Consider the following 22,803-nt stretch of genomic DNA (forward strand, 5'->3'; position numbering starts at 1 on the left):
ACCTCCAGGTAGGCCCCGGCGTAGTATACCACGTTGGTGGTATATCCCGCCGAACTGCCGGAATGGAGTTGCAAAAGCCGTTAAATTGAATAACTTCATGCCCTCATTCCGGCTCCTGTAACAGGGCATTTGGAAAAAACATTATATAATTACGTATGGTATTTGATAAATTATTTGGATGGGGTAAAAAGAAGAAGGATGACCCGGCGATCACTTTTGGCCGTTATTCAGACAATAACAAGTCTGTGACCAAAGTGGGCCGCTGGACGGAAGCGGACAATCTTTTCAAGAACCAGGAGTATCATCAATGTATCGAAGCCTTCTTCGACTACCTGCGGGATGAAAATGAGCAGAACGTAGTGCTGGAGCGCAACGGCCAGGAAGGCCGGTTCCAGGTGTTCCAGGGCTCAAAAGTGGTGCGCGGCGAATTCAATGACCACCGCCTCCAGGCCGAGATCACACTCGCCAAAATGCCACAGTCCAGCGTTCCCGTAATGCGCCGGCTGCTGGAAATGAATTTCAACCTTTATTATAGCCGCTACGCGCTGGACCAGGACAGGATCTGTATGCGCTTCGACAGCGATATCAAAACTGCCAACCCCAACAAACTCTATTACGGGTTGAAAGAACTGGCCACCAAAGCGGATAAACAGGACGATCTCCTGGTGCAGGAGTTCACTGCCCTGCAAACAATGGACACAGACCATGTAATAGAGATCCCACTCACTGAAAAAGAAGTGAAATACACTTACTTCCAGCAATGGATCAGCGAAACACTGGACTATATCAAAACGCTGGATGCAGACAAATATTCCGGAGGCATCGCCTATCTCCTGCTCACCCTGGCCTTCCGCATAGATTACCTGATCTCGCCTGAAGGACAATTGCAGAATGAACTGGAAAAACTGGTGGACATCTATTACAGGAAAGACGAGCGGCAAACCATCGAGCGCAACCAGCTCATGCGCGAAGCTTACGAGAAACTGCTGACCAAGCCCAAAGAAGAAGTATTCCCCTACCTCTTCCGCAGCCGTCACACTTTTGCTATCGTGAGCCCGCAGAAGTATGAAGTTGTCACAGACGCCATCAATGCAGCTGCCCAGAACATGCCCTTCTATAACGAGAACGGACATGCGTTTGTAGCCAATAAAGTAATGGAATATCCCCTTGCCTTCTGCCAGTATTCCTATAGCCTTCCCAAACCATGGGCTGACCTGTTCCGAATCTTTATGCAGGTGAACTACGCGGATTACTTTGCTGCGCTTGGTTTCAACACGAAGTATTATGATGTGAACGATAAATCCTTCGAGTCAGACGCCATTCAGGAAGCAATCGAAAAGATAATGGAGGAATGGAAACCCAAATATCCGCACCTGGCTTTCAAACTTCATAGTTTGAAGTATGATAACCTGGTGAATTTTAATCAGAGTTTCAGCACAGAAGTAGCAGCATTGAATTTTGAAGCTTAGACCCATTAACCAACATCGCTATGCCAACACAACAGGTAATAGAAAAATTTCAACCTTCCATCATACAGATCGCCACGCAGAACGGGACCGGAACCGGTTTCTATCTGAAAGAGTTCGATCTCATCATTACCAATGATCACGTTGTAGACAACAATCCAGAAGTAACCATCGCAGGCAAAACCTTTGAAAAAGCGCTTAGCCGTGTATGGTATACAGACCGCAAGCATGATCTCGCATTCCTGCAGGCGCCACAAGGGATTGAGCTGCCCGAGCTGCCACTGGGCCGGTATGAATCTTTGAAAGATGGCGATAATGTGATCGCTATCGGACACCCTTATGGATTGAACTATACTGCTACGCAAGGTGTGATCTCCAAAGTGGACCGTATCCGCGATGGCCTGAAATTCATCCAGATCGATGCGGCCATCAATCCCGGAAACAGCGGCGGCCCGTTGGTGAACGAAGAAGGAGAAGTAATTGGTGTGAACTCATTCATCATCCGCGGTGGCGACAACCTGGGCTTCGCGCTGCCTGTGAATTATCTGCGCACCGCGCTTCAATTGTATGCGCCGCATAAAGGCACACCTTCCACCCGTTGCCCAAGCTGCGAGTTCCTGGTGCTGCCGGATAATATCGAAGCAGCCAAATATTGCCCTTCCTGCGGAACAGAAGTGAAATTGCCGGAACTGCCGGAAAAGGAAATGGAAGTGGTAGGCGTTGCAAAGACCATCGAAGACATCCTGCGTGAGCTGGGTAAGGATATCAAACTTTCCCGTTCAGGCGCCAATCGCTGGGAAGTGAAGGAAGGAAGCGCCAGGATCAAGATCACTTATAATCCTGAAAACTATTTCATCACCGGCGACGCTTACCTCTGTCAGTTACCACCCGACGCAACCAGGATCAAACCGCTTTATCAATATCTCTTACAGGAGAACTACAAAATGAATGGACTGGTGCTCAGTTGCGTAAGCCAGAACATTGTACTGAGCTGTGTAATCTATGATCTCGATATTACGAAAGATACAGGGTCACAAACATTCAGTACACTCTTCAAGAACGCAGACCATTACGATGATCTGCTGAAGTCCACGTACGGATGTGTTGACAGGCTGGAGGAAGTCTGATCCATGGCATATCAAAAACAATTAAGTAAAGAACAGGCATTACAGAAAGCCCGCCACTACTGCGGGTACCAGGAACGTTCTCACACGGAAGTGAAGGAGAAACTCTATTCATTTGGCCTTCGCAAAACAGATGTGGAAGAATTGCTGAGCCTGCTTATTGAAGAGAACTACCTCAATGAAGAACGCTATGCCACTATGTTTGCGGGCGGCAAATTTCGCATGAAGCAATGGGGCCGGGTAAAGATCAGGTACGAGCTCAAGCAAAAACATGTCAGCGAATACTGCATCAGAAAGGCCATGAAGGAGATAGATGAAGATGATTATCTGAAAACCCTGGAGAAGCTCGCTTCTGTAAAATGGAATAGTGTAAAAGGAGAAGGCGTGAACCATTTTGTGAAGATGGGTAAAACCACGGATTACCTTATACAGAAAGGATTCGAGATGGAATTGGTGAGGGCTGCTGTTTCAAGACTTCGCCAGACGAACTCTGAAAAAGAGTAATATTTACCACAAGATGGTATTGCTTTGGATCAATAATCTGTCTACCTTCGTGGCCGTTTCCCCACTATCATCGTTTTCCCGTACCTTTTTAATCATGTAAGCTGATTGCCTGCAAAGGCATATTTAGATAGCAGCTTTAATCCTTACAACAACCAGCATGATGACAGAGCGTTGCTAATACCTGCGCTTCTGCATCATCCAGTCTTTTGGCAGCGCAAGTATTGTAACAGATACCGGCCTGCCAAAGACTTTTTTATTGCTTAATTTCAGGGTAAGGAATGATTATGACAGATAAAGAGTATAAATATTATTTCGGGTGTGGGTTTACCTGGTGGGCCATTCATGTTTTTTTTCGTCCGTTTGAAGTTGCTGAAGAACATGAATTGCACGAGTTGCGGCACCAGTTGGACGTATTTGAGGAACATGCTGAGAATATCGCCGCCTGGCTGCTGGATGAGGTAGCTAAACCCGGATTGGATTTTGAGACCGATAAGAAGGAAGTCTCGATGTTCGGATGTTTAACAGACAGTGAGCCCGTCGTGAAGAACTGGATGCACCAGCTCATTAACGTGATGCATGCACAAAAGATAGAAGACAAATCGAAACAATACCAATATCTCTTTTGCCTGCTGATTGGCTGGGAACTTTATATGATCGTGCTGGCGCAAAAATTCCTGAACCAGCAAAAGCCCGAAGGCAAAACCGAATTACAGGAACTGGTGAATCCATTTGCGAATTTCTTACTCAACGAATGGGACCTCAGCTGCCGGAAGTTCCTCCAAATGACTGCTGAGCAAATGATGCAGAATGAACTAGCCCGGACCACTTATGAAGAGATCGCCATCAACTGGCACAAGACCATCGATGATACGATGAAGAAATATTTGAGATCAGAAGAATAGTAAGTAAGAGGGGCTGACTAAAAACGGCAGAGAGCTGGCAGTCGCTCGCCTCCCGGCGAGTGACTTGTATTTGTTCGCCTCCGGCGAACACCGCGTCGCCAGAGGCGACTAAACAAAACTCGCTCGCCGGGAGGCGAGCGACTGGGCTCCCCGAAATTCTAAGATGGTAGCATTTTAGTCAGCCCCTTATAAAATGTATTCCAGCTTATTGTGCAGGCTGAGCCAATGATTTATCACGAATGGCTTTGAATTCGGAGCCTTTCTTCCATTCCGGCATCCTGGTCTCGAAAGCCAGTCGTTTTCCAACCTGGAACAGCAGTTGCAGGTCATCGATGGCTCCTTCCATAGTCCAGGTAGCGGCATCATAATTATCTGCCGGACGATGGTAGCGTTGTTCATTGTATTCTTTATCCAGTTGTTCACCGTATTCTTTTCCTTTTCCAACTACATCTATTCCACGTTCAGTATACAATGCAGGGATGCCCACTTTCGCAAAATTGAAATGGTCTGAGCGATAGTAGTAACCGGCTTCAGGATGGGTTTCATAAGAAATATGACGGCCCGCTTTTGTTGAGGCTTCCTGGAGATAGTCTTCCAGATCACTTTGACCGCGGCCTACCACAATGATATCAGCAGTTTTGCCAAATGGATTCAGCACATCCATATTGATATTGGCAACTGTTTGTGCAACGGGATAGACGGGATTCTGTGCATAGTACTCAGACCCCAACAGTCCCTGCTCTTCAGCAGTAACGGCCAGCAGAATGATGGTGCGCTCGGGGGGCGTTGGCAGGCTTTTGAATGCACGCGCGATTTCGATGAGACCAGCAGTGGCGCTTGCATTGTCCATCGCTCCGTTATAAATGGAGTCCCCTTTCTCATCGGCTTTACCTACACCCAGGTGGTCCCAGTGTGCAGTATAGATGATGTATTCGTTCGGACGTTTGGCGCCGGTGATCTTACCGATCACGTTATGCGATTTGTTGTAGTCAGCCTGAACAGAAATGCTGGTAGTGAGTTGTTCGTTGAGCGGAACAGCTTTGAAGCCGCGCTGATCAGCTTTAGCCAGCAGCGTGGAATCATAACCGGTAGCAGTGAGGAGTTTGTTGGCGGCAGGTCCGGAGATCCAGCCGATCACATCTGCATGCTGCTCGTCCTTGCCGCGGGGATCGAGGCGAAGACGGGATCCGTTCCAGTTGTTCTGTACAACAGCAAATGGATAGCTGGCCGCTTCCGTGTTGTGGATGATCAGGCATCCACGCGCACCCTGACGAGCAGCTTCTTCGAATTTATAGGTCCAGCGACCATAATAGGTCATCGTCTTACCCTTGAACAGCGTAGAATCCCCACTGTTATATCCTGGATCATTTACCAGCACCAATACAACTTTTCCTTTTACATCGATCCCTTCATAATCGTTCCAGTTGTATTCCGGCGCCACCACTCCGTACCCTGCGAAAACGAGATCGGAGTTGTTGAGCGAAACGCTTTCTGTTTTGTTGGTCCAGATCACATAGTCTTCGAGGCCTTTGAGCTTAAAATTTCCTTTGGGTGTATTCACCTGCATGTCTGGTGCAGTAGTGGTTTTGATGTTCACCAATGGTACATCCTGCAGGTAGCTGTCGCCATTGCCGGGCTCGAGGCCAACGGCAGCAAATTTTTTCTGAAGGAAATCGATGGTCAGTTCTTCGCCTTTTGTGAAAGGCATGCGGCCGAGGAAACTGTCGGAGGCCAGCACTTCGATGTTTTTGCCGAGGCTGTCTGCACTGAATGCGGCCAAACCGTCTTCATCTTTCAGCACAGGCTTGTTTTCGCCGCAGCCAACAGCCAGGAAAGTGGCGGCAGCCAGCGAAAGCGGTACAAAATAGGAACGCATAGCTTGTAGTTTTTGTTTTCGGGCTAAAAGGTACAGTAAAATTCAATACCGGCGGCCCTTTGAAGAAGCTCTGGTCAACATGAGGCCGGTAATTGATACTTTTGTAAATCAAATCATCAGCTATGGAACTGCATGTGATCACAAGACCGGAGCATCCCCGGCTTCCTTTCATCCGCAGTTTGTACGAGTCAACTTTTCCTGTGGAAGAAAGAAGAGACTGGCATCAGTTCCTGCAATTACTGCAGGAGCCAGCTATGCAACTGAGTGTAATATTGGACGAAGGAGCATCAATAGGATTCGTGACCGGATGGAAACTCAACAGTTGGTATTACGTGGAGCACCTGGCTATCGATCCTTCACAAAGAGGAAAAAAATATGGGCAGAAAGTGATGCAATCTGTGTTGGCAGCGGGCCATGGAAGAGTGATCCTTGAAGTGGAGCGTGCGCACGACAAAATTAGCCAGCGAAGGATCGGCTTTTATGAAAGACTCGGGTTTATAATTGTTGATATCGATTACCATCAACCGCCTTATAGAAAAGGAGAAGCCGCTCTCCCAATGTTGCTGATGAGCAACCCTGCTATCACAGATGAGATGGAAGCAAAAGCCATCGCAGGAAATATCCGCGCAAGCGTGTACGAGCGTTATTATTAATAGCTGTTGTTGAGCATTAAATTCGTTTTAGCATCATTTTAACCCGATCATTAAGATGAAATTAAAATGGACTGTCAGGCAATAAAACTGGCATGTCCCGGCACGACTATTGAAAATACTTACCTGTATTCATTGATCTATAAAAGGAGGTTTATATGAAAAACAGGAAAGTAAAAACAAGTACACAAACATTTGATATCGTGTTTGAAGGCCAGCCTGTAACCGTGAAAGCAACGATGTACGAGACGCACAATACCGAAGCAAGGTATCGTGTAAGCATCAACGGTAGCCCCGTTTATATTTTCGGATGGGACTCCAAAAAGAACCGCCTGGCGGCCATAGACAGCGGAAATGCTGTAATGGCAATGCCTCCACTGGTGGAAGCAGCGATCGGGCAGGAACTCTACAATAAAATGGCGGCGTAAGAATTTGTGAAGACAGTGTTTCCCGGAAGGGTGCATGGATTTCCATGCACCCTTTTTGTTTATTTTTGAAGAAATAAACCTTTTCCATGAAACTACCTGAATTTGAAGGAAAACTTGCTTATCTGGATGATGAAGCGGTAGAGGAATGTGTGATGGCCGGCATACGGTCTTTCGGGCACCAGTTCACACAGGAGGAACTTTCTCAACTGGAAACACTGGGAGATTTCTATAACCTGATAGAAAATAAATTCGCCAACAGGCATTCACCGGAATGTACCAGTCAGCAAGCTTTCTACAAATTGAGGCAATGCATTGCCGATTCACTTAAGGTCGATAAGAACAGCATAACTCCTTCTTCTTCCCTGGAAGAATTATTTCCACGAAAGATAAGATGGAGAAAAATGAAACAACTCAGGCAAGATATGGGCATTAAGACCCAGTTGCTGGAAATGAAAGGATGGCTGCGTACATTATTTGCGTTTTTAATTGTTGCATCCCTGATGATGTTTTTCTTCAATTGGATCCTCGCTTTAATGACACTGGTTTCCCTGATAATATTGAATCGTATTGCAGCCATATTCAATAATGAGCTCAGCTACCCTGATCTCCGGGAATTATCTGAATACCTTACCATATTCGAGTATGCAGCAGTACGCAGAAAGCCAGAAACAGCCAACCTGTATGAAGTGCGGGCTGTGATCAACCAGGTTTTCATCAGGCGTGAAAAATTGAAACAGGAGGACCTTACTCCTGAGCAGAAACTGATAGAATAATTTTCAAATTCAATACATGATCCGAAATAATCTCCTGGAGCTATTGATGGCGTATCGAACAGATGACCAACTGGAAAATGAAATGCTGCAGGATACGATCAACTTCATCCGTCAACACCCTGACTGTTTTGAACGTGGCCTGCTGATTGGTCATGTTACCGGTTCTGCATGGATCCTGAATAAAGAGGGCACGCATACTTTAATGCTGCATCATAAAAAACTGGACAAATGGTTTCAGCCCGGCGGACATTGCGATGGAGATCCCAACGTGATGGCAGTTGCCGCCAAAGAAGCTTTTGAAGAAACAGGAATAGATGTACACCCGCTCTCTGCGGCCGTTTTTGATGTAGACCATCATGTGATCCCCGAAAGAAATGGAGTTCCCGAACATATACATTACGATATCCGGTTTCTCTTTCAAGCGGACAAAACTGCTGATGAGCTTCCCTCCAATCCGGAAGCGAATGCCGTGAGATGGATACCCCTGGAAAAAGTGGAAGAATATAATGATACCCCTTCTATCCTGAGGCTGGTGAAGAAAACCCTGAAATGAACTATGAGATCAGGTGCACCAGCCAGTCGTTCACATCTTCATAATCTGCGTAAGAACTATTCATGGCTGTATGCTGTAAGTGGGGATGTTCTATACAGAATTTTCTCAGGCCTTCTGTGGCTTTATGACCTGTGCCATCATTATCGAACCAGGTATACACAAATTTATATTGTAGCTTCAACAGCATTGGCAGTGCTTGTTTGAGCATGCTGGCCGAGTTCAGTACAATCACATTGTCGTTAAGCCTGGGTTTGTCTTCGATCACCAGCAAGGATAAGAAATCCATAAAGCCTTCGAAGAGGTGTACTCCTTCTGCTTCCGGTGTTTTACCTCTTAGTGTGGTGATAGCTTTGTGACCTATACAACCTTTGAAGGAACGGGTGCGGTTTTCGTATCCGCCTGCGTTGTTCTTAAACCCAATGGAGCGGATAGAATTTCCCGTTTCATGGTCCAGCAATTTTATTTCCCGAAGGTATAACTGAGCCAGCTCAAGGGGGATACCCCTTTCTTCGAGATAATCGATCAGCATTTTCGAGCGGAGCTTTGAGGTGGCTACCAGTTCAATGCGATTTGTTTCTTCCTGCTCTGCCGCCTGGAAATAAGGGTTAACCGTAGGCAGGATACCGGATAGACCGCCCAGCCATTTTAGTGCATCAGAATAGGAATGAGGCTGGCCCTGGCTTTCAAGCCATGCTTTGGTGAACCTGATGATGCCTCCACCCTGTCCGGAGCCGAAATCGTACCAGACATTGCGCTTAAGGTTCACCGTGAAACTGGCTGTTTTTTCTGACCGGAACGGGGAAAGATACCAATGGTCCTTTGTGGTTTTTTTGGTAGGAAGATGACCGAGTTTATCCAGCACATCGGTAATGGCTATCGTTATTGCCTGCTCGAAGTTCATGCCAGGCCAAGTTACGGAATCAATATTCCATTATTCTATTTTTTCTGAAACCGGAACAGGTCTTCATCAGGCTCTTTCTTCCCTGAAATGAAATTGCGGATTATCTCTGCACCCAGCCGGCTCCAGGTAATGCCATTGCCTCCAAAGGCCATCACTGCAAAGCAATTGTATAACCCCGGCATTACCCCGATCAGGGGAAGTCCTGTGGGCGTTACGCCAAAAGCGCCGCTCCAGGCATAATCCGCGCGAATATCAATTCCGGGAAGGAGTTTGGATAATTTTTTTTGAAGCACGGGAATCTTTTCCTTATTGAGAGCGTTGCGTTGTTCTTCATCACTGAATTCTTCATCTTCTCCGCCGCAGATGATACGATTATCCGGGGTTGTGCGGAGGTAGAGATATGGATCCGAGGCCTGCCAGATAACAGGAAGACCCTTTACCAGTGAAGGTGCTTGCTTCATAGTGGCAATTGCCCAGGTTGAATAAATGCTGAAACGCTGGTCCATCAGTTGTTCCGGCACTTCATAGCCTGTGGTGAAGATGGCGTATCGTGCAGTGACGGTAAATCCATAACTGGTTTCCAGGTACACGCGACGCGGACTGGTTGTGAGATCACGAACAGTTACCGGAGAATAGATATGTGCACCTTTTTTCAGCGCTTCCAATAGAAATCCATTGCTTAGGTGATAAGGATGCGCCGTATAATTGTGATATGATCTGAGTGCGGCGGCAGCATGCAGTCCGTATTCATCAAGGAGCATTTTTCTTTTGATGAGTTCTGTTTGAAGACCGATCTGGTTGCGAAACTCAAGTTCTTTGGAAAGTGCAGCAGCATTCAGCACATTGCCGTTAAGATAAAGGCTCTGCTGAAGCCTGAGGCCGCAACGAATGCCCAACATTTTGATTCGCACGGCCAATCCTTCCAGGCATAATTTAGATCTGCGCCAGGCACGTGCTGCATTATCGAAACCTATTTGAGGGATAAGGCGGGTTAATGGCTGATCAATTTCGAACTGCAAAAGTGCGGTAGTGGCCATGGTGGATCCATGCCCGGGAAATCGTTTATCGAGAACAACAACTTTGAAGCCTGCGCTGGCAAGTTCTTCAGCCATCATGGCTCCACTGATGCCTGCGCCGATGATAGCCACGTCCGTACGGATATCTTTCCTGGCCACATCAATAGGCAATTGTTTGGAAGGATGATCCGCCCAGAGCGGATTTCCGAAATGGAGGTCCTTTTCCGAAGTGACCATAGGTATGGTTTTACAAATCTCACTAAAAAAGGGTACCAGGGTTACTATCCAACAAAAGCGATCAGGGCGAAGGAACGTATGGGCTCTTTGATTTCCACATGGCTACGGTAGATTTTGAAACCATTGCTGGTAAGCATGTTTTCGATCTTCTTCATCAATTGAAGATCGATACCGGAGGGTGTTTGATAGAACACGAATAGTTTGCCATCGGGGGTCAGCAGTTTTCGGATGAGGGCTAGCTCGTCTGATGTATTCTTCCAGAAGAAATTCACATTGAAGGCAAGGATCTTATTGAAAGGCTGGCGGAAACTGGCGTCTGCAAAGGATTTGGTCTGCAGGGAAAGTTTGCCGTTGCTGATGGCTGCCTGGTTTCTTTTTTCTGCTTTGCGAACCATCGAAACCGAGCTGTCGATAGCCGTCAGTTTGCCTTTGACGAGTGATGCTGTGATCAGCTCTGCCAGCAAACCTGCACCACATCCAATTTCCAGGATCTGATCATCAGCTTCGGGTGCGATGAGTGCGGCCGCCCATTCGAAACGATTGACAGCTGGATTGATTATTTCTTTTGCCATTTCATATCATATCGATCCATGCCCGGGGCATAGGAATCCTTTGTAATCTTTTCAATAACAAAACCGTGCCGTTCGAAGAACGGATAAGAATGCTGGGTAGTATCCAACCACAGTACTGCCGTGGGGTATAGCGTTGCGATCCTGTTCAGTCGATGATAAAGTAAAGCGCTTCCGATTCCTTTCCTGTGATAACTGCTGTGTACAAGTCCCCAGGCTAATGTGGCCTGGTTGGTTGCAGGATTATAGCCAAAGCCTCCGCAGGCAATCACTTCATTTTGCAGAAGGGCCACGTAATAGCGGTTTTCTTCATCGGGGTAGAGTTCTTTGGAGCCTTCGAGGTAATCGAGCCATTCATCAAATTGCCTGACCTCGTCTGTGGTGAAATATTTGGGAGTGTTGCTGGCAAACGCATCCACACAGCCTTTCCTGTATGCTGGTGCATAAGGAAGAATTGTAATATCCCAGGAGCTGGTTTTCATTTTATGGCAGGTTGAATTAATGCTAATGGAAAATCCGGGAAAAAGTTCACATTGGGAGCCGGAATTTTATAAGTGGAATTCGAGAGGGATGCATAATTTTAGTAGCCAGGTTGGCTCATTTTACCTTCAGGCATGATATCGGCGATTACAACGAACGGGCTCTGGACATCACTACTGGCTTTTGTTTTGCAGGATTGTAATGGTTGTATTTTTCAATAATTTGCGTGCCATTTTCTGGCTAACTCACGGTTTTGAAATTCATCTATGATTAAATCTATAGCAAAAGGCATCAACCTGTTGTTTGGAGGTATATTGAAGAAGAACAAAGTGTTTGTCAGTAATTCCCTCGAATTCCTGCATCGGGAACGAACCCTGGATAAGAATTACTTCGATTATGTGCGATTATCCATGCTGGAACTGATCAGTTTTGAGACAAATAATAAGAAACTGCAAGGTAATGTAGCGGAGCTTGACGTTTACAAAGGGAAATTCGCCAGGTATATCAACCAATATTTTTCAGACACGTCCGTTGAAGCTGTGTTGAAACAAATGCCTTTTCCAAATCAATGCAAACCCCATCCATTTATGAAAAAGAGCTTCAAATTGATCTTACTCACTCTCTGGTTCTTTCCCCTGTTTGCAGTTGCAAGGCAGACTGTTGATTTTCCTGAAAAAATTGGAACTGCCAGAACCTCCAGGCATATAAACATTCCGGGAACAAGAGTGTTCCTGGCTATTCCCTCAGGTTTTGCGCCTTCCAGTAAACAAGGGATGCTGAGAAAGGACAAACTAAATGCAATCGATATTTCTGATTCAGTTGGAGATAATTATTTCGATTTCGATTGGACGAGGATCAAAGGGTTCTATGAGTCCAAAGGAGCAAAAGTGCTTTCCACCCGCACCCTTATTGTGCAAGGGTATTCCGGTTTTCATTTATCGATGCAGGCTTCTCCGAATACGATCACACATATGTTGGTTTTTGGAGATTATTCTTTCTGCACCAGGATTATCACCGTTACTGCCGGGACCGATAAGAAAGCGGAAATGGAAATAGTAGAGATGCTCAAAAACATCTGGTATGCAAAAGCACGGGAGATGAACCCGGAAGCAGCAGCCGGGTTTGTTCTGGATACAAAGGAATCAAGACTTTCCTATCACGGATACAATACTAACAAAGAGGTATATGCGTATTTCTATACCGGTGTTCAATACCCGACGCTTGATCAATACCCGTTTGTCCTGATTTCCAGGGTGCCGGAAAACGTGACGGGTACTTTAGCAGAAATTTCTACCCTGACAGATAATTTGATGGTCAGCCAATATGCTATCATCAATCCTCTAAAGAAAAACGTGAGTTCACAAAAGATCAACGGTTTTGATGCTTACCAGGCTGAGCTGCACGGGCAGATCAATACTACTAATGTGGTATTATATTATTTGCTGATAACCGATGGGAAAAAGACATTTCATTTGCTTGGCCTGGCAAGGAATGAACTGGATAAAAATTTGGCGGAGTTTAGGAAACTGGCGGGAACGATGAAGCTAAAATAGAAACGCAGGGTTAAAAACCCTGTTGGATAAAACAAAAAAGCGACTACGTTTTCGTAATCGCTTTTTCTGTGGTGTGGGGCGGGATCGAACCGCCGACACAAGGATTTTCAGTCCTTTGCTCTACCGACTGAGCTACCGCACCATTATTTCAAATCCAAAGTTAACAATCATCCCCCTATTCTTTCTGCTCCTTTGAATTACCCGTTCGGGGCTGCAAAAATAGGGGGATTCATTTTAATAACCTGAAAATAATTGAATTATTTCTTTCCTTTTTCCCGCAACACCGCGATGAGGGCCGTTGGGGCCTACATCCCATATTGCGCAAGGAATTTGATGCGCATGATCTTCAGCTGTTCCCAGTTGAAATTGCCATCAGACAACTCCTGCTGCGCCACCTGCAAAGAAGAAGTTTCACACCCTTTGAAGTATTCCAGGATATCTTCCTGCTCGTGTTCATCCAGCATCTCATTGATGGCGTAATCCAGGTTCAGTTTGGTTCCGCTCGCTGCGATGGTCTCCATTTCTTCCAGCATCTCGTCCATTCTCCAACCTTTGTTCCTGGCGATGGTTTCCAGCGGGATCCTCTTATCTGTCTGTTGAATGATATAAACTTTATTGCCGCTCTTGTTCACCACGCTCTTCATCACGAAATCATCCGGGCGTTCGATATTGTTTTCCTCCACGTACTTCGCCACCATTTCAATGAAGGGCTTACCATAACGCATGGCTTTTCCTTTGCTCACACCGGAACATTTTTCCAGTTCCTGTGTGTTGGTAGGGTACAATGTTGCCATATCCTGCAATGAAGTTTCGAGGAAGATCACGAAAGGAGGAAGTTGTTTCTTCTTCGCTTCTTTTTGACGAAGCTCTTTCAGCATCTCGAACAACTTCTCATCAACTGCAGTACCAACTGCTGTTTCGGCGCCACCTTCTTCATCGTCTGCGTTTGCTTCTTCGTAAAGGTTATTGAGAACAATGGGGAAAGATTTTGGTTTCTTCAGGAATGCCTCTCCCGCTTTGGTGATCTTCAGTACTCCGTAGTCTTCTATCTCTTTGCTGAGCAATCCACCGAGTAACATCTGCCTGATAAGCGAACCCCAGTAATGATCGGGTTCATCCTTTCCGATTCCGAACTCGGCAATGCCTTCATGACGGAACATCGTGATATTGGGCGTAAGCCTTCCGATCAGAATATTCACGGTATAGTCTGTTGCGAAACGTTCATCGAGGGCTTTGATCACTTTCAATACTTTCACCGCATTGTCTTTCGCTTCTACCTGTTCTTTCGGGTGCAGGCAGTTGTCGCACTCCCCACAGTTCTTTGTAGTATAGTCTTCACCGAAATAGCTCATGAGAACTTTACGGCGACAAACGCCACTCTCGGCGTAAGCTACCGTTTCGTTGATGAGTTGGGCGCCAACTTCGCGTTCACTGAGGGGCTTGTCGCGCATCAGGTGTTCGAGTTTGGCAACGTCTTTATGGGAATAGTAGAGGATACATTTTCCTTCGAGGCCATCGCGGCCTGCACGGCCTGTTTCCTGGTAGTAGTTCTCGATGCTCTTGGGGATATTGTAGTGGATCACGAAGCGGATATCAGGTTTATCGATACCCATTCCGAATGCGATAGTGGCAACGATCACCTGCACATCTTCATTCAGGAACATATCCTGGCGTTCTGCGCGAAGCTTGGCATCGAGGCCTGCATGGTAAGCAACCGCTTTGATCCCGTTGGCCACCAGCATGTCTGCCAGCTCTTCGGTGGTCTTGCGATTGAGTGTATAGATGATACCGCTCTTGTCTTTCATCTGCACAATGAAGCGCACGATGTTTTTGAGGGTCTGGTCTTTTTTGATCTTTGGCTGGATCTCGTAGTAGAGATTGGGCCTGTTGAAGGAGGAGATGAACACATTGGGTTCCTGGAGCCCGAGGTTCTGGATGATATCGCTTTTCACTTTCGGGGTAGCCGTGGCCGTGAGAGCGATAACGGGAATGTCCGGATTGATCTGCGTCATCATTTCGCGGAGGCGGCGGTATTCCGGGCGGAAGTCGTGACCCCACTCGGAGATACAGTGTGCTTCGTCCACTGCGAAGAAAGAAAGTTTGAGGTCGGCGAAGAATTCGAGGTTCTCCTGTTTGGTAAGCGTTTCGGGCGCTACGTATAACATTTTGGTGCGGCCGCTCTGGAGGTCGTCCTGAACGGTGCGGATCTCTTTCTTACTTAAGGTGGAGTTGAGGAAGTGGGCTACATCGTCTTTACTGCTATAGCTGCGGACCAGGTCTACCTGGTTTTTCATCAGGGCGATGAGGGGGCTTACAATGATGGCCACACCCGGGCTGATGATGGCCGGAAGCTGGTAACACAAACTCTTACCACCTCCGGTGGGTTTAATTACGAATGTATCTTTTCCGCTGAGTAAACTTTTAATGATGGCTTCCTGGTTGCCTTTGAATGCATCGAACCCGAAATGTTCCTGTAATGCTTCATGGAGAGCTGCGCTGGTGGGAGCTACATTTTTTGCAGAGCCGTTAGTGGATGGTCCGGTTGCGGTTTTTGTTCCTTTAGCCGTTTTGGCTGTGGACGTTTTTTTGGTCGTTGTTGCCATGCTCGTAATATTTCCTTCACACAAATTGTTTCAACAATACCTGCTACTATCAGTTATATATTATTGTTGTGGTCGAACTTTGATCAATAGATTTATTCACCAATCTCAGGTGTTGAATAGGAAAAGGACCTTTCTCACGCTCTCGCCGCGCAATAGAACCTGGTCTCATGTGGCTAACCCCGTTAAAGGTGGTTGTTAGTTTGGTTCAGGTAAAGTCCCGGTTAGATGGACTGGTTTTAATTAAGGGTTGCGAATTTACTTCAAATTAATGGTTATTCAAATGATTTAACAGTATTGTTGCAACAATTCATCCGGTATTGCATTTACTTAAATTCACACTATATTTCCGTAGGTTTGCGCCTAATTGAACTATGAACGCTGTGTCTTCTATTGATATTAAATCAGTTGCGCTGAAAACCATTCAGCAGGAGGCCGATGCAATCAACGCATTGAAGCCGATGATCGACGATCAGTTTGAAAAAGCTGTTCAGGCCATCCAGCATACAAAAGGAAGGTTGGTAATCAGCGGGATAGGGAAATCCGCCATCATCGCTCAAAAGATTGTGGCCACCCTGAACTCCACAGGCACTCCAGCCATCTTTTTACACGCTGCAGACGCCATTCACGGCGATCTGGGAATGGTACAACAGCAGGATGTTGTGATGGTGATCAGCAAAAGCGGCGAAAGCCCCGAGATCAAAGTGCTGATACCTTTGATCCGAAACTTCGGGAATACCATCATTGGCATGGTCGGGAATATGCATTCCTTTCTCGCCAAAAACTCCAGCATCGTTCTCAATACTACCGTTTCGCAGGAAGCCTGTCCCAATAACCTTGCCCCAACCTCCAGCACCACTGCACAGTTGGTGATGGGAGATGCGATGGCTGTGGTATTGATGGAACTGAAAGGATTCGGCTCCGATGATTTTGCCAGGTTCCATCCCGGTGGAACACTTGGTAAGAAACTTTACCTGCGGGTGGCCGATCTGTATACACAGAATGAAAAGCCGGAAGTGCTGGCCAATGCCACACTCAAGCAAGTGATTGTGGAGATCAGCCGTAAGCGGCTCGGCGTAACGGCAGTTACCAATGATCAGCAACAACTGCTGGGTATCATCACTGATGGAGACCTTCGCAGAATGCTGGAAAAAAGCGTATCATTGGATAACGTAACTGCAAGTGAGATCATGACCGTTCATCCGAAAACGATCGCCCCGGATGCACTGGCCATCGAAGCGCTGGACCTGCTCCGGCAATACGATATTACCCAGCTGGTAGTATCCTCCGAAAACCAATACCTGGGAATTATTCATTTACATGACCTCGTGAGAGAGGGCCTGATTTAGCGAGTACAACTTTTCACAATGAACAAACACCATTACGTAGTGATCATGGCGGGTGGAATTGGAAGCCGCTTCTGGCCTATGAGCCGCAGTAACTACCCGAAACAGTTCCTCGATATTCTCGGTACCGGCAAAACACTTATCCAGTCTACCTTCGAGAGATTTGCTGCTTTCATTCCGCAGGAAAATATTTATGTGGTCACCTCCGCAGAATATGTGAACATTGTAAAGTATCAGTTGCCAGACCTCCCACTGCAGAATATACTCGGCGAACCTTCACGAAAGAATACAGCTCCCTGTGTTGCCTATATCTCTTTCAAATTACATCAGCTGGACCCCAATGCCACCATGATAGTGGCGCCTGCCGACCATCTGATCCTCGATAATATCGCTTTCAACAAAGTTTGCCTGGAAGCCCTCAGCTTTGTGAACAAACACAATGCGCTGATCACTCTCGGTATCAAGCCAACCTATCCCAATACAGGGTATGGCTATATCCAGTACGAACAACACGAAGTATCAGACAATGTGTACAAGGTGAAAACCTTTACCGAAAAGCCCAACCTGGAACTGGCAAAAGCCTTTATGGCCAGCGGCGAGTTTCTCTGGAATGCCGGCATCTTCGTTTGGCAGGTAAAGAATATAATCTCAGCTTTCGAGAAACACCTTCCCGAAATGTATGAAGTGTTCCTGGCTGAAAAGACCCGCTTCAACACACCCGATGAACATGTTGCATTGCTGGAGATCTATCCGCTCTGCACCAATATCAGTATAGACTTCGGCATCATGGAAAAAGCGGATAATGTATACCTGATCCCGGCTTCCTTTGGCTGGAGCGATCTCGGCACCTGGAACAGCGCTTACGAGAATCTTGAAAAAGATTATCTCGGCAATGCCGTTGCCGGTAACGAAGTGATGGTCTTCGATTCTCATAACAATATGGTGCATGCGCAGAAAGACAAACTGGTTTTGCTGCAGGGCATGGAAGACTTCATTGTTGTAGACACCGATGACGTACTGCTCATCTGCAAAAAAGAAAAGGAGCAGGAGATTAAAGAATACGTTGCCGAAGTAAAAAGAAACAAGGGCGATAAATACCTGTAATATGATCCCTCTCAACAATATTCTTTTCCTCGATATCGAAACTGTTTCGCAGTACGCCACTTATGATGAAGTACCGGAAACATGGAAGGAACTGTGGGCTTCCAAAAGCGCCTTCCTGCTGCGGGGGAAAGAAGATGAAACAGTGGAATCTATTTACGGCAAATCGGCCATTTATGCTGAGTTCGGAAAGATCGTTTGTATCAGCGTCGGCCTCATCCAGGGCAATAGCGAGGGAAAGAAACTGATCCTGAAATCATTTTTCGGGGACGATGAAAAACTCCTCCTGCTCCGATTCTGCGAAATGCTCAAACGCTGGGCGATGGACAGTAACAAATATCTCTGCGCCCACAACGGAAAAGAATTCGACTTCCCCTATCTCTGTCGCAGAATGATCATCAATGGCATGATCATCCCCCCTATCCTCAATACCGCAGGGAAAAAACCCTGGGAAGTATCGCACCTGGATACAATGGAACTCTGGAAATTCGGGGATTTCAAGAACTATACTTCACTCAATTTGTTAGCACATACACTCGGTATCCCCACTCCAAAGGATGATATCGATGGCAAAATGGTGGGCGATGTTTACTGGCGTCAGAAAGATATCCAACGTATCGCTACGTATTGTCAGAAAGATGTGGTCACCGCCACCCAGGTTTATCTCCGCCTCCACAATGAGGCCATGATCCTGCCCGACAATATAGAAATCAAAGACTGATTATGCAAAGAACCAATTATTCTTCGGGAGCCAAATGGGAAGACATTGTAGGCTACAGCCGCGCCGTGCGCGTAGGTAATTTCATTGAAGTTACCGGAACCGTTGCCGTGGACGATAATGGCAATACCGTAGGCGTTAATAACCCCTACGAACAAACGAAATTCGCCTACCAGAAAATCGAAAAAGTGCTCATCCAGGCTGGCGCTACCCTCAAAGATGTAGTTAGATGCCGCATGTTTGTAACAGATATCAAACGCTGGGAAGAATATGGTCGCGGCCATGCTGAGTTTTTCAAAGACATCAAGCCCTGCCTGAGCATGATCGAAATAAGCGCACTCATCGACCCGGAATTTATGGTGGAGATCGAAGTGAGCGCCATCATTCCATAAATTCGCTGTATGAATATTGAATCCCTCAGAGCCTACTGCCTGTCCAAACCGGCAGTGGAAGAAACACTGCCCTTCGGGCCTGATACGCTCGTGTTCAAAATAGCGGGGAAAGTATTCCTGCTGACGGGTCTCGACAGTGACCCGCTTAGCTTTAACGTGAAATGCGATCCGGACCTGGCCATCGAGCTCAGAGAAAGATATGATGCAGTACAGCCGGGATACCATATGAATAAGAAACACTGGAATACTGTAACAGTAGATGGATCGGTTTCAGGAAAACTTCTGAAAGAGTGGATCGATCATAGTTATGAACTGGTGGTGGATAGCCTGCCTGCCAAAGTGAAAGCGGAATTGCGGAAGTAACTTAGCGTTACAAGTGAGAGCAGGGTGCTGCCAGTCGCTCGCCTCCGGCGAGTGACTTATATTTCTTCGCCTCTGGCGAAGGGTCGCCGGAGGCCGCCAAACAAAACTCACTCGCCGGGAGGCGAGCGAGTGCTCTCCGATTATTAAATTTGTCCAAATGATCACTGTGAACAACCCTCTCGCCATCGATTCCAAATTACCTGATGTTGGTACTACTATATTCACTGTGATGAGCGGCCTGGCCACTCAGCACAATGCCGTGAATCTCGGACAGGGATTCCCCGACTTCCCCATGAGCGAAACGCTTACAAGTCTGGTGAACACCGCCATGAAAGACGGCTTCAACCAATACGCACCTGCTCCCGGCTGGATGCCGCTCCGCGAAGCCATCGCAGAAAAAATATCTTTTCTATATAATACCAGCGTCAATCCTGATACAGAGATCACCATCACACCCGGAGGCACATATGCTATTTACACCGCACTCACTACCGTACTACAACCCGGCGATGAAGTGATCATTTTTGAACCGGCCTACGATAGCTATATTCCGAACGTGACCATCAACGGCGCGATTCCTGTGTTGATAGATCTTCAATTCCCCGATTACCGCATCAACTGGGAGGAAGTTAAAAAGAAGATCACACCGCGTACACGCATGATCATGCTGAATACACCGCATAACCCCACAGGATCTGTTTTGAGGGAAGATGATATCGAAGCGCTCCGCGAAATAGTGCAGGACACCAATATCCTCATCCTTTCGGATGAAGTGTACGAGCATCTCATTTTCGATAATATCCCGCACCAGAGCATGCTCCGTTACCCGGACCTGCTGGCGCGCAGCTTTGTCTGTTTTTCTTTCGGGAAAGTGTATCACTGCACCGGTTGGAAAATGGGCTATTGTGTAGCGCCTGCTGCTCTAACCAAAGAATTCAGGAAAGTTCACCAGTTCAATTGCTTCTCCGTTCATACACCCTCACAGGTAGCATTAGCCGCTTTTCTGCAAAGCAGGGAGTCTTATTTGTCGCTGGCCCCGGAAATGCAGCAGAAGCGTGATTATTTCCAGGAACTGATGTCGAAAACGAGATTCACGCCACTGCCCAGTTACGGAAGTTATTTCCAGTGCTACCAGTACAACCGAATCAGCGATGAAGGCGATAAGGATTTCGCTATCCGTATCACCAAAGAATTCGGGATCGCTACTATTCCGGTTTCGGCTTTCTACCGGTCAGGCAAAGACGATAAAGTGGTCCGCTTCTGCTTCGCGAAGAAAGAGTCCACGCTGGCGCAGGCAGCGGAAAGACTGAGCAAGATCTAATCCAGGTATTTTGCAGGGATCGGCAATTGCGGGGTCTCGTTCTGCCAGAAGATGGTTACCACCCACCAGCGTGTTCCATCATTCCATAATTGAATGCTGTTGATGCCGCGCATGAAAGGTTTTTCATCATCCTTTGTTTTACGGGACTCATAAGTGCTGAACACATGCACCACCGCTCCGAACTCTTCAACTGTTCGATGGATCTCGGTTTCAAAGAAGCCCATTTTTTCCAGCACAGGCCCGCTGGCATTGATATAATCTTCCAGGCTCATCACTTTACGGCCGGAACTGCCGTCTGCCCTTTTACCGGTGGGTATCAGCCGGGCTTCCGGAATGAAGAGCGTCCGAATCCTGTCCCAGTTCCTCTTTTGGCCTGCCGGTCCGGAAATCACATCGTAGAGAGCGGTGAGGATCCCGTTCATGGAGCCTACATCTTTTGGGTCGGGAGCAATACTGTCTCTTACCGCGTCGTTTTTTGCATCGGCATGCAGAATACCGCCCAAAATCAGGACTACAGCAAAAAGGATTCGTTTCATAATATCTGTTTAGTTACGGAATCTATTAATTTGCCGGGTCATTTGGGCATGAATTTATCTGGAAGGTGTTAAAGCCTGGTTGGGCTGCCGGATTTAAGAATCCAATAACAAGCCCCGGAACATATTTCCAGTCACAATACAATAATATAACCCTGATATGAACCGGATCTTTACCCTCATCTTCTTTACTACTGTGCTGGCCGGCTGCGGCAGTACGAAGTTTCGTGCGCCGGTATCGGAAGACAAACCCCTGTTTGCCGCTATCAATGAACTGATCAAAAGGCCAGACAATGCCAAAGCGCAGCATGATCTCACTTACTTCTTCAACCAGGCAGTGAACCGCCACGAAGAAGCGGCTTCTGTGTATCGCAACAGCGCCGATCCCTCACGCTGGGATAAATTACTGAAAGAACTGAATGCCCTTCAGACTATTTACACTGCTACGCAGGCCATCCCCAATGCTACCAGGTTCGTACAACCGAAAAACTACCTGGGCGAACTGGAGGCTACCCGCGAAGATGCCGCAGAATTTTACTGGCAGCAGGCCATGGACAATTTTGAAAAAGACGACAGGCAAAGCAGCCTGCTGGCTTACGATCTTTTCCGCAGGGCCAGCAGCTACGTGAACGGTTATAAAGATGCGAATCGGCTCAGCCAGGAAGCCTGGGAGAATAGTATCGTGAATGTAGTGGTGTTGCCGGTGCAGGAGAATTATCCAACATTCTTCCGCGACTGGGACCCCGGCCTTCGTTACAGGGCCGAATACTTCCAGGAGCAACTGGTGAGGGAACTTGGCGGCAGGTCAGCCACTCATTACCCCGCGCGTTTCTTCACAGACATTGAAGTGAGCAATGATTATATAAGGCCCGAATGGGAGCTCAGTGCTAAATGGGATTATATCAACACCACAACAAGTATCCCTTCTTCCGAGAAGAGAGAAGTGTCTAAAAATATTTTGGCAGGAAAAGATTCAACGGGTAAGCCTGTATATATTTTTGTAAAAGCCATCATCTCCACTACTACCCGTTCAGTGAGTGCGCGCGGTACAATCGGCTATACGCTCAGGAGCACTTACAATGGTAAGATAATCGATATGGGAAGCGCCACCGATAACGTAAGCTGGACGGAAACTTCCATCAGCTATACCGGCGATAAAAGAGCGCTCAGCGATGAAGAACTGAAGCTGATCAAGGTCCGCAGCTTCGATCGTGGCCCATCCAAAACAGAAGTGATGGATGCATTGGCCAGGAAGATGTTCCCTGAACTGAGGCGAAAACTGGAAAGAGCATTATCCGGGGCTGACTAAAAAGGTCAGAGAGCTGGCAGTCGCTTGCCTCCCGGCGAGTGACTTGTATTTGTTCGCCTCCGGCGAACACCGCGTCGCCAGAGGCGAC

At 47.1% G+C, this 22,803-nt stretch carries 23 protein-coding genes and 1 tRNA gene; 16 read left to right on the forward strand and 8 right to left on the reverse strand.

What is annotated here, in order from left to right:
- The first annotated feature begins 155 nt into the window (after positions 1-155).
- The 4 genes from D9Y29_RS23365 (at position 156) to D9Y29_RS23380 (ending at position 3,996) form a co-directional block, all read left to right on the forward strand.
- Entirely contained in the window at positions 156-1,469 is a 1,314-nt protein-coding gene (locus D9Y29_RS23365; RefSeq protein WP_127132656.1) for a type III secretion system chaperone family protein, read from the forward strand.
- Between the two features lie 20 nt (positions 1,470-1,489).
- Positions 1,490-2,593: a trypsin-like peptidase domain-containing protein gene (locus tag D9Y29_RS23370; protein ID WP_127132657.1), complete on the forward strand. Its 1,104-nt coding sequence runs from the start codon at positions 1,490-1,492 to the stop codon at positions 2,591-2,593.
- Positions 2,594-2,596: 3 nt separating this feature from the next.
- On the forward strand, positions 2,597-3,094 hold the full coding sequence (locus tag D9Y29_RS23375) for a regulatory protein RecX (RefSeq protein ID WP_127132658.1): 498 nt from the start codon (positions 2,597-2,599) through the stop codon (positions 3,092-3,094).
- 284 nt (positions 3,095-3,378) lie between these two features.
- Positions 3,379-3,996: a hypothetical protein gene (locus D9Y29_RS23380; RefSeq protein WP_127132659.1), complete on the forward strand. Its 618-nt coding sequence runs from the start codon at positions 3,379-3,381 to the stop codon at positions 3,994-3,996.
- 205 nt (positions 3,997-4,201) lie between these two features.
- Here the strand turns inward: D9Y29_RS23380 and D9Y29_RS23385 are convergent, their stop codons facing one another.
- Complete coding sequence (locus D9Y29_RS23385) at positions 4,202-5,872, reverse strand: M28 family metallopeptidase (protein ID WP_127132660.1); 1,671 nt, start codon at positions 5,870-5,872, stop codon at positions 4,202-4,204.
- Positions 5,873-5,994: 122 nt separating this feature from the next.
- Here D9Y29_RS23385 and D9Y29_RS23390 point away from each other — a divergent pair, with 122 nt between their 5' ends.
- The 4 genes from D9Y29_RS23390 to D9Y29_RS23405 all read left to right on the forward strand — a co-directional run bounded on the left by D9Y29_RS23390 (position 5,995) and on the right by D9Y29_RS23405 (position 8,276).
- Positions 5,995-6,525: a GNAT family N-acetyltransferase gene (locus D9Y29_RS23390; protein ID WP_127132661.1), complete on the forward strand. Its 531-nt coding sequence runs from the start codon at positions 5,995-5,997 to the stop codon at positions 6,523-6,525.
- A gap of 155 nt (positions 6,526-6,680) precedes the next feature.
- Positions 6,681-6,950, forward strand: coding sequence for a hypothetical protein (locus tag D9Y29_RS23395; RefSeq protein ID WP_127132662.1), 270 nt, complete (start codon positions 6,681-6,683; stop codon positions 6,948-6,950).
- 86 nt (positions 6,951-7,036) lie between these two features.
- On the forward strand, positions 7,037-7,723 hold the full coding sequence (locus D9Y29_RS23400; RefSeq protein ID WP_127132663.1) for a hypothetical protein: 687 nt from the start codon (positions 7,037-7,039) through the stop codon (positions 7,721-7,723).
- Positions 7,724-7,739: 16 nt separating this feature from the next.
- Entirely contained in the window at positions 7,740-8,276 is a 537-nt protein-coding gene (locus D9Y29_RS23405) for an NUDIX hydrolase (protein WP_127132664.1), read from the forward strand.
- A 1-nt stretch (position 8,277) separates the two neighbouring features.
- Here D9Y29_RS23405 and D9Y29_RS23410 read toward each other — a convergent pair whose 3' ends face one another.
- From D9Y29_RS23410 to D9Y29_RS23425, 4 genes are read right to left on the reverse strand one after another with little or no spacing between them, the layout of a single operon-like run.
- On the reverse strand, positions 8,278-9,177 hold the full coding sequence (locus tag D9Y29_RS23410) for a CHC2 zinc finger domain-containing protein (RefSeq protein ID WP_127132665.1): 900 nt from the start codon (positions 9,175-9,177) through the stop codon (positions 8,278-8,280).
- 35 nt (positions 9,178-9,212) lie between these two features.
- Positions 9,213-10,430: an NAD(P)/FAD-dependent oxidoreductase gene (locus D9Y29_RS23415; RefSeq protein ID WP_127132666.1), complete on the reverse strand. Its 1,218-nt coding sequence runs from the start codon at positions 10,428-10,430 to the stop codon at positions 9,213-9,215.
- Positions 10,431-10,474: 44 nt separating this feature from the next.
- Entirely contained in the window at positions 10,475-11,002 is a 528-nt protein-coding gene (locus tag D9Y29_RS23420) for an SAM-dependent methyltransferase (protein WP_127132667.1), read from the reverse strand.
- The gene (locus D9Y29_RS23425; protein ID WP_127132668.1) at positions 10,987-11,481 is read right to left on the reverse strand and encodes a GNAT family N-acetyltransferase; all 495 of its coding nucleotides are present in this window, start codon (positions 11,479-11,481) and stop codon (positions 10,987-10,989) included. The genes D9Y29_RS23420 and D9Y29_RS23425 overlap by 16 nt, the downstream gene beginning before the upstream one ends.
- 264 nt (positions 11,482-11,745) lie before the next feature.
- Between D9Y29_RS23425 and D9Y29_RS23430 the strand changes: the two genes are divergently transcribed.
- Positions 11,746-13,032 (forward strand): hypothetical protein, encoded by a 1,287-nt coding sequence (locus tag D9Y29_RS23430; protein WP_127132669.1) that lies wholly within the window; start codon positions 11,746-11,748, stop codon positions 13,030-13,032.
- Between the two features lie 69 nt (positions 13,033-13,101).
- Here D9Y29_RS23430 and D9Y29_RS23435 read toward each other — a convergent pair.
- Both D9Y29_RS23435 and recQ read right to left on the reverse strand, forming a co-directional pair.
- Positions 13,102-13,174: transfer RNA gene (locus tag D9Y29_RS23435), tRNA-Phe, on the reverse strand.
- A gap of 163 nt (positions 13,175-13,337) precedes the next feature.
- Positions 13,338-15,635, reverse strand: coding sequence for a DNA helicase RecQ (gene recQ / locus D9Y29_RS23440; RefSeq protein ID WP_127132670.1), 2,298 nt, complete (start codon positions 15,633-15,635; stop codon positions 13,338-13,340).
- A gap of 371 nt (positions 15,636-16,006) precedes the next feature.
- Between recQ and D9Y29_RS23445 the strand changes: the two genes are divergently transcribed.
- From D9Y29_RS23445 to D9Y29_RS23470, 6 genes are all read left to right on the forward strand, one after another.
- Positions 16,007-16,981, forward strand: coding sequence for a KpsF/GutQ family sugar-phosphate isomerase (locus tag D9Y29_RS23445; RefSeq protein WP_206513858.1), 975 nt, complete (start codon positions 16,007-16,009; stop codon positions 16,979-16,981).
- 18 nt (positions 16,982-16,999) lie between these two features.
- Positions 17,000-18,082: a mannose-1-phosphate guanylyltransferase gene (locus tag D9Y29_RS23450; protein ID WP_127132671.1), complete on the forward strand. Its 1,083-nt coding sequence runs from the start codon at positions 17,000-17,002 to the stop codon at positions 18,080-18,082.
- Position 18,083: 1 nt separating this feature from the next.
- Positions 18,084-18,800: a 3'-5' exonuclease gene (locus tag D9Y29_RS23455; protein ID WP_127132672.1), complete on the forward strand. Its 717-nt coding sequence runs from the start codon at positions 18,084-18,086 to the stop codon at positions 18,798-18,800.
- Positions 18,801-18,802: 2 nt separating this feature from the next.
- The gene (locus D9Y29_RS23460) at positions 18,803-19,189 is read left to right on the forward strand and encodes a RidA family protein (RefSeq protein WP_206513859.1); all 387 of its coding nucleotides are present in this window, start codon (positions 18,803-18,805) and stop codon (positions 19,187-19,189) included.
- A 9-nt stretch (positions 19,190-19,198) separates the two neighbouring features.
- Positions 19,199-19,552, forward strand: a complete 354-nt coding sequence (locus D9Y29_RS23465; RefSeq protein WP_127132674.1) for an MmcQ/YjbR family DNA-binding protein — start codon at positions 19,199-19,201, stop codon at positions 19,550-19,552.
- Between the two features lie 157 nt (positions 19,553-19,709).
- Positions 19,710-20,873 (forward strand): methionine aminotransferase, encoded by a 1,164-nt coding sequence (locus tag D9Y29_RS23470; protein ID WP_127132675.1) that lies wholly within the window; start codon positions 19,710-19,712, stop codon positions 20,871-20,873.
- Here D9Y29_RS23470 and D9Y29_RS23475 read toward each other — a convergent pair.
- Positions 20,870-21,409 carry a hypothetical protein gene (locus tag D9Y29_RS23475; protein WP_127132676.1) on the reverse strand — a complete coding sequence of 180 codons (540 nt, stop codon included), beginning with the start codon at positions 21,407-21,409 and terminating at the stop codon, positions 20,870-20,872. The two genes, D9Y29_RS23470 and D9Y29_RS23475, sit on opposite strands and share 4 nt — an antisense overlap.
- Positions 21,410-21,566: 157 nt before the next feature.
- On the opposite strand from D9Y29_RS23475, the gene D9Y29_RS23480 reads away from it, so the two are divergent.
- Complete coding sequence (locus D9Y29_RS23480; protein ID WP_127132677.1) at positions 21,567-22,715, forward strand: hypothetical protein; 1,149 nt, start codon at positions 21,567-21,569, stop codon at positions 22,713-22,715.
- Positions 22,716-22,803: the final 88 nt, after the last annotated feature.

Origin of the sequence: Pseudoflavitalea rhizosphaerae (assembly GCF_003991355.1) — a bacterium.
In the GTDB taxonomy this organism is placed as follows: domain Bacteria; phylum Bacteroidota; class Bacteroidia; order Chitinophagales; family Chitinophagaceae; genus Pseudobacter; species Pseudobacter rhizosphaerae.

Excerpts from the sequence above, each read along its gene's own strand:
- D9Y29_RS23365 (WP_127132656.1), top strand. The coding sequence starts at position 156 with ATGGTATTTGATAAATTATTTGGATGGGGTAAAAAGAAGAAGGATGAC.
- D9Y29_RS23370 (WP_127132657.1), top strand. The coding sequence starts at position 1,490 with ATGCCAACACAACAGGTAATAGAAAAATTTCAACCTTCCATCATACAG.
- D9Y29_RS23375 (WP_127132658.1), top strand. The coding sequence starts at position 2,597 with ATGGCATATCAAAAACAATTAAGTAAAGAACAGGCATTACAGAAAGCC.
- D9Y29_RS23380 (WP_127132659.1), top strand. The coding sequence starts at position 3,379 with ATGACAGATAAAGAGTATAAATATTATTTCGGGTGTGGGTTTACCTGG.
- D9Y29_RS23385 (WP_127132660.1), bottom strand. The coding sequence starts at position 5,872 with ATGCGTTCCTATTTTGTACCGCTTTCGCTGGCTGCCGCCACTTTCCTG.
- D9Y29_RS23390 (WP_127132661.1), top strand. The coding sequence starts at position 5,995 with ATGGAACTGCATGTGATCACAAGACCGGAGCATCCCCGGCTTCCTTTC.
- D9Y29_RS23395 (WP_127132662.1), top strand. The coding sequence starts at position 6,681 with ATGAAAAACAGGAAAGTAAAAACAAGTACACAAACATTTGATATCGTG.
- D9Y29_RS23400 (WP_127132663.1), top strand. The coding sequence starts at position 7,037 with ATGAAACTACCTGAATTTGAAGGAAAACTTGCTTATCTGGATGATGAA.
- D9Y29_RS23405 (WP_127132664.1), top strand. The coding sequence starts at position 7,740 with ATGATCCGAAATAATCTCCTGGAGCTATTGATGGCGTATCGAACAGAT.
- D9Y29_RS23410 (WP_127132665.1), bottom strand. The coding sequence starts at position 9,177 with ATGAACTTCGAGCAGGCAATAACGATAGCCATTACCGATGTGCTGGAT.
- D9Y29_RS23415 (WP_127132666.1), bottom strand. The coding sequence starts at position 10,430 with ATGGTCACTTCGGAAAAGGACCTCCATTTCGGAAATCCGCTCTGGGCG.
- D9Y29_RS23420 (WP_127132667.1), bottom strand. The coding sequence starts at position 11,002 with ATGGCAAAAGAAATAATCAATCCAGCTGTCAATCGTTTCGAATGGGCG.
- D9Y29_RS23425 (WP_127132668.1), bottom strand. The coding sequence starts at position 11,481 with ATGAAAACCAGCTCCTGGGATATTACAATTCTTCCTTATGCACCAGCA.
- D9Y29_RS23430 (WP_127132669.1), top strand. The coding sequence starts at position 11,746 with ATGATTAAATCTATAGCAAAAGGCATCAACCTGTTGTTTGGAGGTATA.
- recQ (WP_127132670.1), bottom strand. The coding sequence starts at position 15,635 with ATGGCAACAACGACCAAAAAAACGTCCACAGCCAAAACGGCTAAAGGA.
- D9Y29_RS23445 (WP_206513858.1), top strand. The coding sequence starts at position 16,007 with ATGAACGCTGTGTCTTCTATTGATATTAAATCAGTTGCGCTGAAAACC.
- D9Y29_RS23450 (WP_127132671.1), top strand. The coding sequence starts at position 17,000 with ATGAACAAACACCATTACGTAGTGATCATGGCGGGTGGAATTGGAAGC.
- D9Y29_RS23455 (WP_127132672.1), top strand. The coding sequence starts at position 18,084 with ATGATCCCTCTCAACAATATTCTTTTCCTCGATATCGAAACTGTTTCG.
- D9Y29_RS23460 (WP_206513859.1), top strand. The coding sequence starts at position 18,803 with ATGCAAAGAACCAATTATTCTTCGGGAGCCAAATGGGAAGACATTGTA.
- D9Y29_RS23465 (WP_127132674.1), top strand. The coding sequence starts at position 19,199 with ATGAATATTGAATCCCTCAGAGCCTACTGCCTGTCCAAACCGGCAGTG.
- D9Y29_RS23470 (WP_127132675.1), top strand. The coding sequence starts at position 19,710 with ATGATCACTGTGAACAACCCTCTCGCCATCGATTCCAAATTACCTGAT.
- D9Y29_RS23475 (WP_127132676.1), bottom strand. The coding sequence starts at position 21,409 with ATGAAACGAATCCTTTTTGCTGTAGTCCTGATTTTGGGCGGTATTCTG.
- D9Y29_RS23480 (WP_127132677.1), top strand. The coding sequence starts at position 21,567 with ATGAACCGGATCTTTACCCTCATCTTCTTTACTACTGTGCTGGCCGGC.